We start from the raw sequence: 6,000 nt of genomic DNA on the forward strand, positions 1-6,000 counted from the left end.
TTGTATTTAGACTCGCTATGAAGTTCAACATGCGCGCTATCGCCTACGGGTTCATCGCGACCGTAGTCGTCGGCATCCTCAGCGGTTTCGCGGTCCCATTCACGAACGTCACCCTCCCCACGGTCGGCTACGTCCTCACGGGTATCATCGGCGGCCTCGTCGCCGGCTACCTCGTCACGACCGGCATGGTCGACGGGGCGCTCAACGGCCTCGTCGGCACGACGCTCGGCGCGATTATCGTCGCCATCGGCCTCGTCATCATGAACGTCCTGTTCGCGGGCGTGTTCTTCGGCCTGACCGTGTTCTCGGCGGCCGTCGTCATCATCGCCCTCGCGGGCATCCCCGGCGCTATCGGCGGCGCGCTCGGAAGCATGCTGCACGACCGCTCGGCCGCCCGCCGCACCAGACCCGCGGCCTGAGCCGGCGAGTTCGGCCCCGATTGCCGTTCTCGTCGTCCGTTTTTCAGCCGTCCCGCGTTCGCGCCTCGCTACCGCACCGGCGAAAAGGTACTTATTACGGTGTTGTGCAGTTGTGGTCGATGCGTTCTCGCAGGACACCACCGGACTCGTCCTCCGCCCGCGACTCGGCCGCGACCGACAGCGCCGCTTCGTCGGCCGTCCGCAGTTCCTCCGCCGTCGCTTTGAGCAGCCGCCGCGACGCGCTTCGCCTGCTCGGGGCGGGGGCGGTCGCGGGCCTCGCGGGCTGTCTCGGCGGCGACGGACAGATGGACGACGACTTCCCCGAGGGTGTCCGCTTCGACCGCGGCTGGCGGACCTACGCGCACGACGACGCCAACACCGCGTTCCTCCCCGAGGGGGTCGCCGTCGCCGAACCGACCGTCGAGTACGAATCCGACTTCGGGATGGACTCCATGGAACCCGTCGCGGTCGACGGGGTGGGCTACACGTCCGGTGACCCGATGCGGGCGTTCGACTCGGCCGCCGGCGAGGTGTTGTGGTCCGCACAGGGAAAGAACTGGACCGCGCCGGTCGTCCTCGACGGCGTCGTCTACTCGCTCGGCGTGACGGCCCACGGGCCGAACCGGCTCGTACTCTACCGCGCGCGGACCGGCCGGGAGTTCCGAACTATCGAACTCCCCGGTCGCCCGCGGACGCCGCCGGCGCTCTCCAACGACCGCGAGACGCTGTTTCTCGGCCTCGGTGGCGAGCGCGTCTGCGCCGTCGACATCGACGCCGGCGAGGTCAGGTGGACGCGGTCGCTGTTCGGCGCGGTCCGGCTCCCCCTCGCGGTCAACCTCGGCTCGGTCTTCGTCGTCACCGAGGGCCAGCGGCTCTACTGCCTCGGCGCGGACGGCAGCGCCTACTGGCAGGCCCCGACCGAGACGGTCGAGGCCGTCGCTCCCGTCGTCGGCGAGGAGCGGGTGTACATCGCCGGTTGGGACCGAATCGCCGCGCTCGAACGACAGAACGGCGACGTGGTCTGGGAGGACGACGGCGGCGTCCACAGGCGGCTCGCGTTCGACGGCGAGCGCCTCTACGCCGCGCGCGGGTCGCTCCGGGCGCTCGACAGCGCGACCGGCGAGGAGCGGTGGCGCTACGACCCCCGCGAGAACGTCTCCGCGGCGAGCCTCGTCGCCGACACGGTCTACGTCGGCACCGGACAGGGCGAACTGGTCGCCCTGAACCGGACCGACGGCGGCGGCCCCCTCGGCGACCGCGAGCGCTGGTCGCTCCCGCTCGGACGCTACGTCGGACACTCGCTCGCCGCGACCGACCGGCGGGTGTACTGCCCGGTCGTCCGCGACGACGGTCAGGCCCAACTGGTCGTCGTCGGCGACGCCGACGCATCCGGTGCGGGCACGACCGCGACCGCGGGGGGGTCGGAGTCGTGACGCGGTCCGGCCCCGACGCGGGGCTGTCGAGACGGAGCTTCGTCGGTGCCCTCGGAACCGGCGCGGCAGTCGGTCTCGCGGGCTGTCTCGGCGGCGACGAGGGTTCGACGGGCGACGGCCGCGCCGACTGGCCGCACCCGTACTTCTCGCCCGAGGGGACCGGCTACAACCCCCGCGCGACCGGGCCGGCGTCGATGCCGAGCGAGTCGTGGGGCGTTGAGGTGGACGGTCTCGAACTGGCCCGCCCGGTCGTGTTCGGGGAGACGGTGTACCTCGCGACCAGCGAGCGCCTCAGAGCGTTTTCCGTCGCCGACGGGACCGAGCGATGGTCGGTCGAAAGCGACTCCCAGAGCGGATTCCGCTCGTCGGTGACGGTCGACTCGGAGCGCGTCTACGTCGGCCACGTCGGGGCCAGAACCGGCGTGCTCGCGTTCACCCACGGCGGCGAGGAAGCGTGGCACGCGCCGAGCGAATCGAGCGTCTGGGCACCCGTCGTCCGACCCGAACCGGACCGCGACCGACTCTACGTCTCCGACACCGCGGGGAACCTCTACCGCGTCCGCGCCAGCGACGGGACCGTCGAATGGCGCGAGGAGGTGTTCGGTCCGGTGCGTTCCCTCGCGGCCCGGTACGACACCGTCGTCGCGGGCACGGAGGGCGGCGAAGTGGTCACGCTCCGCGACGAGGGCGGCGAGCGCGGCGCGACCGGGGAGTGGCGAACCAAACACCCCGGCGGCGTGCAGTCGCTCGCAGTCGCCCAGTCGGGCGACGTGTTCGCGGGCTTCTTCGGCGCGGGCGTCGCCCGACTCAGAGGCGACCTCCGCGCCGGTGCCGTGGGCTGGCACCGCGAGGAGCCCTCGCCGCACGGCTCGCTCGTCGTCGGTCCCCGTCGCGTCTTTTCGACCGACGGGACCGGCCTCGACGCCTTCGACAAGCGTACCGGCACCCCCTCGTGGGCGGCCGGTGACGACTTCTTCGCGCCGCCCGCCGGGGCCGGCGACACCGTCTTCGTCTCGGACACGAGCGACGACGGCGGCGTCGTCGCCTACGACGCGGGGGGCGGCGTCGGCCTCGACGACACCCGCATCGGTGCGGTGCGCTGGCGATACGACCTCGCGGGGCGCGCGCTAACTGGCCCGACGCCGGCGGGCGACGCGCTGTTCGTCGTCGAATCCGGCGGCGACGACGGGCCGCGACGGCTCGTCGCGCTGCGGGCCGAGTAAGAGAGCGGTTTCGGAGGTTCGACAGGGCCGCCTCGGGAGACTGCGACCCTCAGAGAAGGCCCAGTATCCACCGCGTGACCTCGGAGGTCGCGAAGAAGGCCCCCTCCAAGCGGGAGAGGGCTCTCCCGGTCCAGAGCGCGGCGACTAGCAGGAGGGTGACCGCGACCAGCCACGCGAGCGTCCCGAGCGCCGAGGCGCTCACCGCGAGCGGGCTGGCGACGGCCGCGACGCCGACGATGCCCGTGATGTTGAGGATGTTGCTCCCGACGACGTTGCCCACCGAGACCCCGAGACTCCGCTGTCGGAGCGCGACGAGCGAGACGGCGAACTCCGGCGTCGACGTTCCCGCCGCGACGATTGTCCCGCCGATGACCCACTCGGAGACGCCGGCACCGCGGGCCAACTCCGAGGCGGCGAGCACCATGTAGTCGCCGCTCACCAACACCAGCCCCAACCCGCCCAAGAGGAACACGGCGTCCCGTCCGGGGAACTCGATTCGGTCGGTTATCGGGCGGGTCACCCCGCCGTCGCCGAGCGACTGGTCGGTCGGTTGCGCAGTCGGTTGCTCGGTCGCTCCGTCGACCTCAGTCTGGGTCCCCCGGAGCAGGAACGTCGTGTAGGCGACGAACGCCCCGACTAAGACCGCGCCTTCGAGCCTCGTGACCCGGAGGTCGAACAGGACGACGCCGCCGAGGAGCGTACTCGCCAGCAGCGCGACGCCGTCGCGGGAGACGAGCGACTCCGCGACCGGAATCACCCGGACCAGCGAGATGACGCCCAGCACGAACGCCAGGTTGTAGATGTTCGAGCCGAGGACGTTGGCGACCGCGATGTCGCCCAGCCCCTTGTACGCGGCGTCGACCGCGACCGAGAGTTCCGGCGTCGACGTCCCGATTGCGACGATTGTCAGCCCGATGGTGAGCTCCGAGAGCCCGAATCTCCGAGCCCCCCGGACGGCGGCGTCGACCAACAGCCGCGCCCCGATCCAGAGCCCCAGTACTGACACGAGAATGACGCCGATTTGAACGGCGGGTCCGCCTCGGAGCATGGTACTGGGTTCTCGCGAGTCGAACAATCAATGTTGGGCCCGCGACGGTCGCGAGAGCGAGAGAGCGAGAGAGCGAGCGAACGAGCGAGCGAACGACACCGGACGCGGCCCGCGTGATACTGACCGCTTGACTGCGGACCTATTCCTCTGGCGCGCCCGAGACGATGTCGACGCCGGACGACGCGCCGATGCGCTCCGCGCCGGCTTCGAACATGGCGACCGCCTCGTCGTAGGAGCCGACGCCGCCGGAGGCCTTGACGGGCAGGTACTCGGCCATGAGCGCCACGTCTTCGACGGTCGCGCCGCCGTCTGCGAAGCCCGTGGAGGTCTTGACGAAGGCGGCGTCGGCCTCGACGGCCGCCTCGCAGGCGCGGTGTTTCTCTTCTTCGGTGAGAAGCGCCGTCTCGATGATGACTTTCACCGGGACGGGGACGGCCGCGACGACCTCGGAGATGTCCTCGGTCACGAGGTCGTCCTCGCCGGCCTTGAGCCGACCGACGTTGATGACCATGTCCAGTTCGTCCGCGCCGGCCTGCCACGCGTCGACGGCCTCCTCGCGCTTGGCCGTCGTCGTGTGTTGGCCGTGGGGGAAACCGACGACCGTCGCCAGCAACACGTCCGGGGCGTACTCGCTCGCCTCGGCGACGTAGCACGGCGGGATACAGGCGTTCATCCCCCACTCGTCGGCGTCGTCGAGGACGGCCTCCACGTCGGCCATCGTCGTCTCGGGTCCGAGGACCGTGTGGTCGATTCGGGCGGCGAGGTCGGCTCGGTTCATACCCGGTGGAGGCGACCCGAGGCTAAAGAACGTAAGGCTTTCACGCCGCCCCGCCGCGCCTCCTGCATGGCCATCCTCCCCGAGGGGTTCGCGCTCCCGCCGCTTCCCTACCTCGTCGCCCTCGCCGCGGGGCTCGTCGGCGTCGGCGTCGGACTGACTCGCACGCGCCCGACGGTCACCCCCGCGCACGTCCTCGCGCTCGTCCCGTGGATGGTGTCGGGGTCGGCGCTCCACGTGCTCTACGTCGTCGACGCGCTCCCGCCCGCGGTCGAACCGCTCGCCGGCACGCCCTCCGTCTACCTCACCGTGGCCGTCGTCGCCGGCGCGACGTGGCTCGCGCTCGACGCGACCGACCTCGCCTCGCCGACGGCGCTCGCGGCTCCCGGTGCGCTCGTCGCCGCCGGACTCTCGGGCTTCGCGCTGTTCATCGGGCTCGCCGCCGGGACGCTCTCGGTCGTCTGGCCCGGTTTCGCCCTCGTCGCCGCGCTCGTCGTCACCCCCCTGACGTGGCGGGTCGTGACGCGACTCGCGCCCGAGGCGGCCGCCGCGGGGTCGCTCGGGCTCCTCGCCATCTTCGGGCACGCCCTCGACGCGCTCTCGACCGCCGTCGGCGTCGACGTGCTCGGCTTCGGCGAGCGGACGCCGCTGTCGCGAATCATCCTCGACGCCGCCGCGGCGCTCCCGACCGCGGAGGCCGTCGGCGTCGGCTGGCTGTTCGTCCTCGTGAAACTCGCCGTGGCCGGCTTCGTGGTCGCACTCCTCGCCGACTACGTCCGCGAGGACCCGACCGAGGGGTCGCTCCTCTTGGGCCTCGTCGCCGCCGTCGGCCTCGGCCCCGGCGTCCACAACCTCCTGTTGTTCGCCATCGCCGGCTGAGGCCGCGGTTCTGCTCGGACGCGCCAACACTCCATTTTTCGGCACCGTAGTCGCCCGACCCGAGGGAGTTATGCCACCGGCGGCCCGACCTACGCGGACGCATGTCCCGAGTCATCTGCGCCGGTCACGTGAACTGGGACGTCACCCTCCGCGTGGACGCCCTGCCGGAACCGGACGGCGAGGCGACCGTCGAGTCGCGGGTCGGCGCGGGCGGCGGGAGCGC

General features: G+C 71.7%; 6 protein-coding genes and 1 pseudogene. 5 read left to right on the plus strand and 2 right to left on the minus strand.

The features are described 5' to 3' along the window. Nucleotides 1-17 precede the first annotated feature (17 nt). From BN996_RS04235 to BN996_RS04245, 3 genes are all read left to right on the plus strand, one after another. The gene (locus BN996_RS04235) at nucleotides 18-419 is read left to right on the plus strand and encodes a DUF5518 domain-containing protein (RefSeq protein ID WP_089777334.1); all 402 of its coding nucleotides are present in this window, start codon (nucleotides 18-20) and stop codon (nucleotides 417-419) included. 119 nt (nucleotides 420-538) lie between these two features. After that, complete coding sequence (locus tag BN996_RS04240) at nucleotides 539-1,852, plus strand: outer membrane protein assembly factor BamB family protein (RefSeq protein WP_089777335.1); 1,314 nt, start codon at nucleotides 539-541, stop codon at nucleotides 1,850-1,852. Continuing rightward, nucleotides 1,849-3,075: an outer membrane protein assembly factor BamB family protein gene (locus BN996_RS04245; RefSeq protein ID WP_089777336.1), complete on the plus strand. Its 1,227-nt coding sequence runs from the start codon at nucleotides 1,849-1,851 to the stop codon at nucleotides 3,073-3,075. The genes BN996_RS04240 and BN996_RS04245 overlap by 4 nt, the downstream gene beginning before the upstream one ends. Nucleotides 3,076-3,124: 49 nt before the next feature. On the opposite strand, the gene BN996_RS04250 is transcribed toward BN996_RS04245, so the two are convergent. Then, nucleotides 3,125-4,123 carry a calcium/sodium antiporter gene (locus BN996_RS04250; RefSeq protein ID WP_089777337.1) on the minus strand — a complete coding sequence of 333 codons (999 nt, stop codon included), beginning with the start codon at nucleotides 4,121-4,123 and terminating at the stop codon, nucleotides 3,125-3,127. A gap of 139 nt (nucleotides 4,124-4,262) precedes the next feature. After that, nucleotides 4,263-4,901 (minus strand): deoxyribose-phosphate aldolase, encoded by a 639-nt coding sequence (gene deoC / locus BN996_RS04255; RefSeq protein ID WP_089777338.1) that lies wholly within the window; start codon nucleotides 4,899-4,901, stop codon nucleotides 4,263-4,265. Between the two features lie 66 nt (nucleotides 4,902-4,967). On the opposite strand from deoC, the gene BN996_RS04260 reads away from it, so the two are divergent. Further along, nucleotides 4,968-5,777, plus strand: coding sequence for a DUF63 family protein (locus BN996_RS04260; protein ID WP_089777339.1), 810 nt, complete (start codon nucleotides 4,968-4,970; stop codon nucleotides 5,775-5,777). 101 nt (nucleotides 5,778-5,878) lie between these two features. After that, nucleotides 5,879-6,000, plus strand: a pseudogene (locus tag BN996_RS20890) (carbohydrate kinase family protein); the annotation flags it as partial.

Source organism: Haloferax massiliensis, from assembly GCF_001368915.1.
Taxonomy (GTDB): Archaea; Halobacteriota; Halobacteria; order Halobacteriales; family Haloferacaceae; genus Haloferax; species Haloferax massiliensis.

Bases quoted from the DNA above. Each gene is read 5' to 3' on its own strand.
- BN996_RS04250 (WP_089777337.1), bottom strand. From the start codon at position 4,123: ATGCTCCGAGGCGGACCCGCCGTTCAAATCGGCGTCATTCTCGTGTCA.
- deoC (WP_089777338.1), bottom strand. From the start codon at position 4,901: ATGAACCGAGCCGACCTCGCCGCCCGAATCGACCACACGGTCCTCGGA.
- BN996_RS04240 (WP_089777335.1), top strand. From the start codon at position 539: ATGCGTTCTCGCAGGACACCACCGGACTCGTCCTCCGCCCGCGACTCG.
- BN996_RS04235 (WP_089777334.1), top strand. From the start codon at position 18: ATGAAGTTCAACATGCGCGCTATCGCCTACGGGTTCATCGCGACCGTA.
- BN996_RS04260 (WP_089777339.1), top strand. From the start codon at position 4,968: ATGGCCATCCTCCCCGAGGGGTTCGCGCTCCCGCCGCTTCCCTACCTC.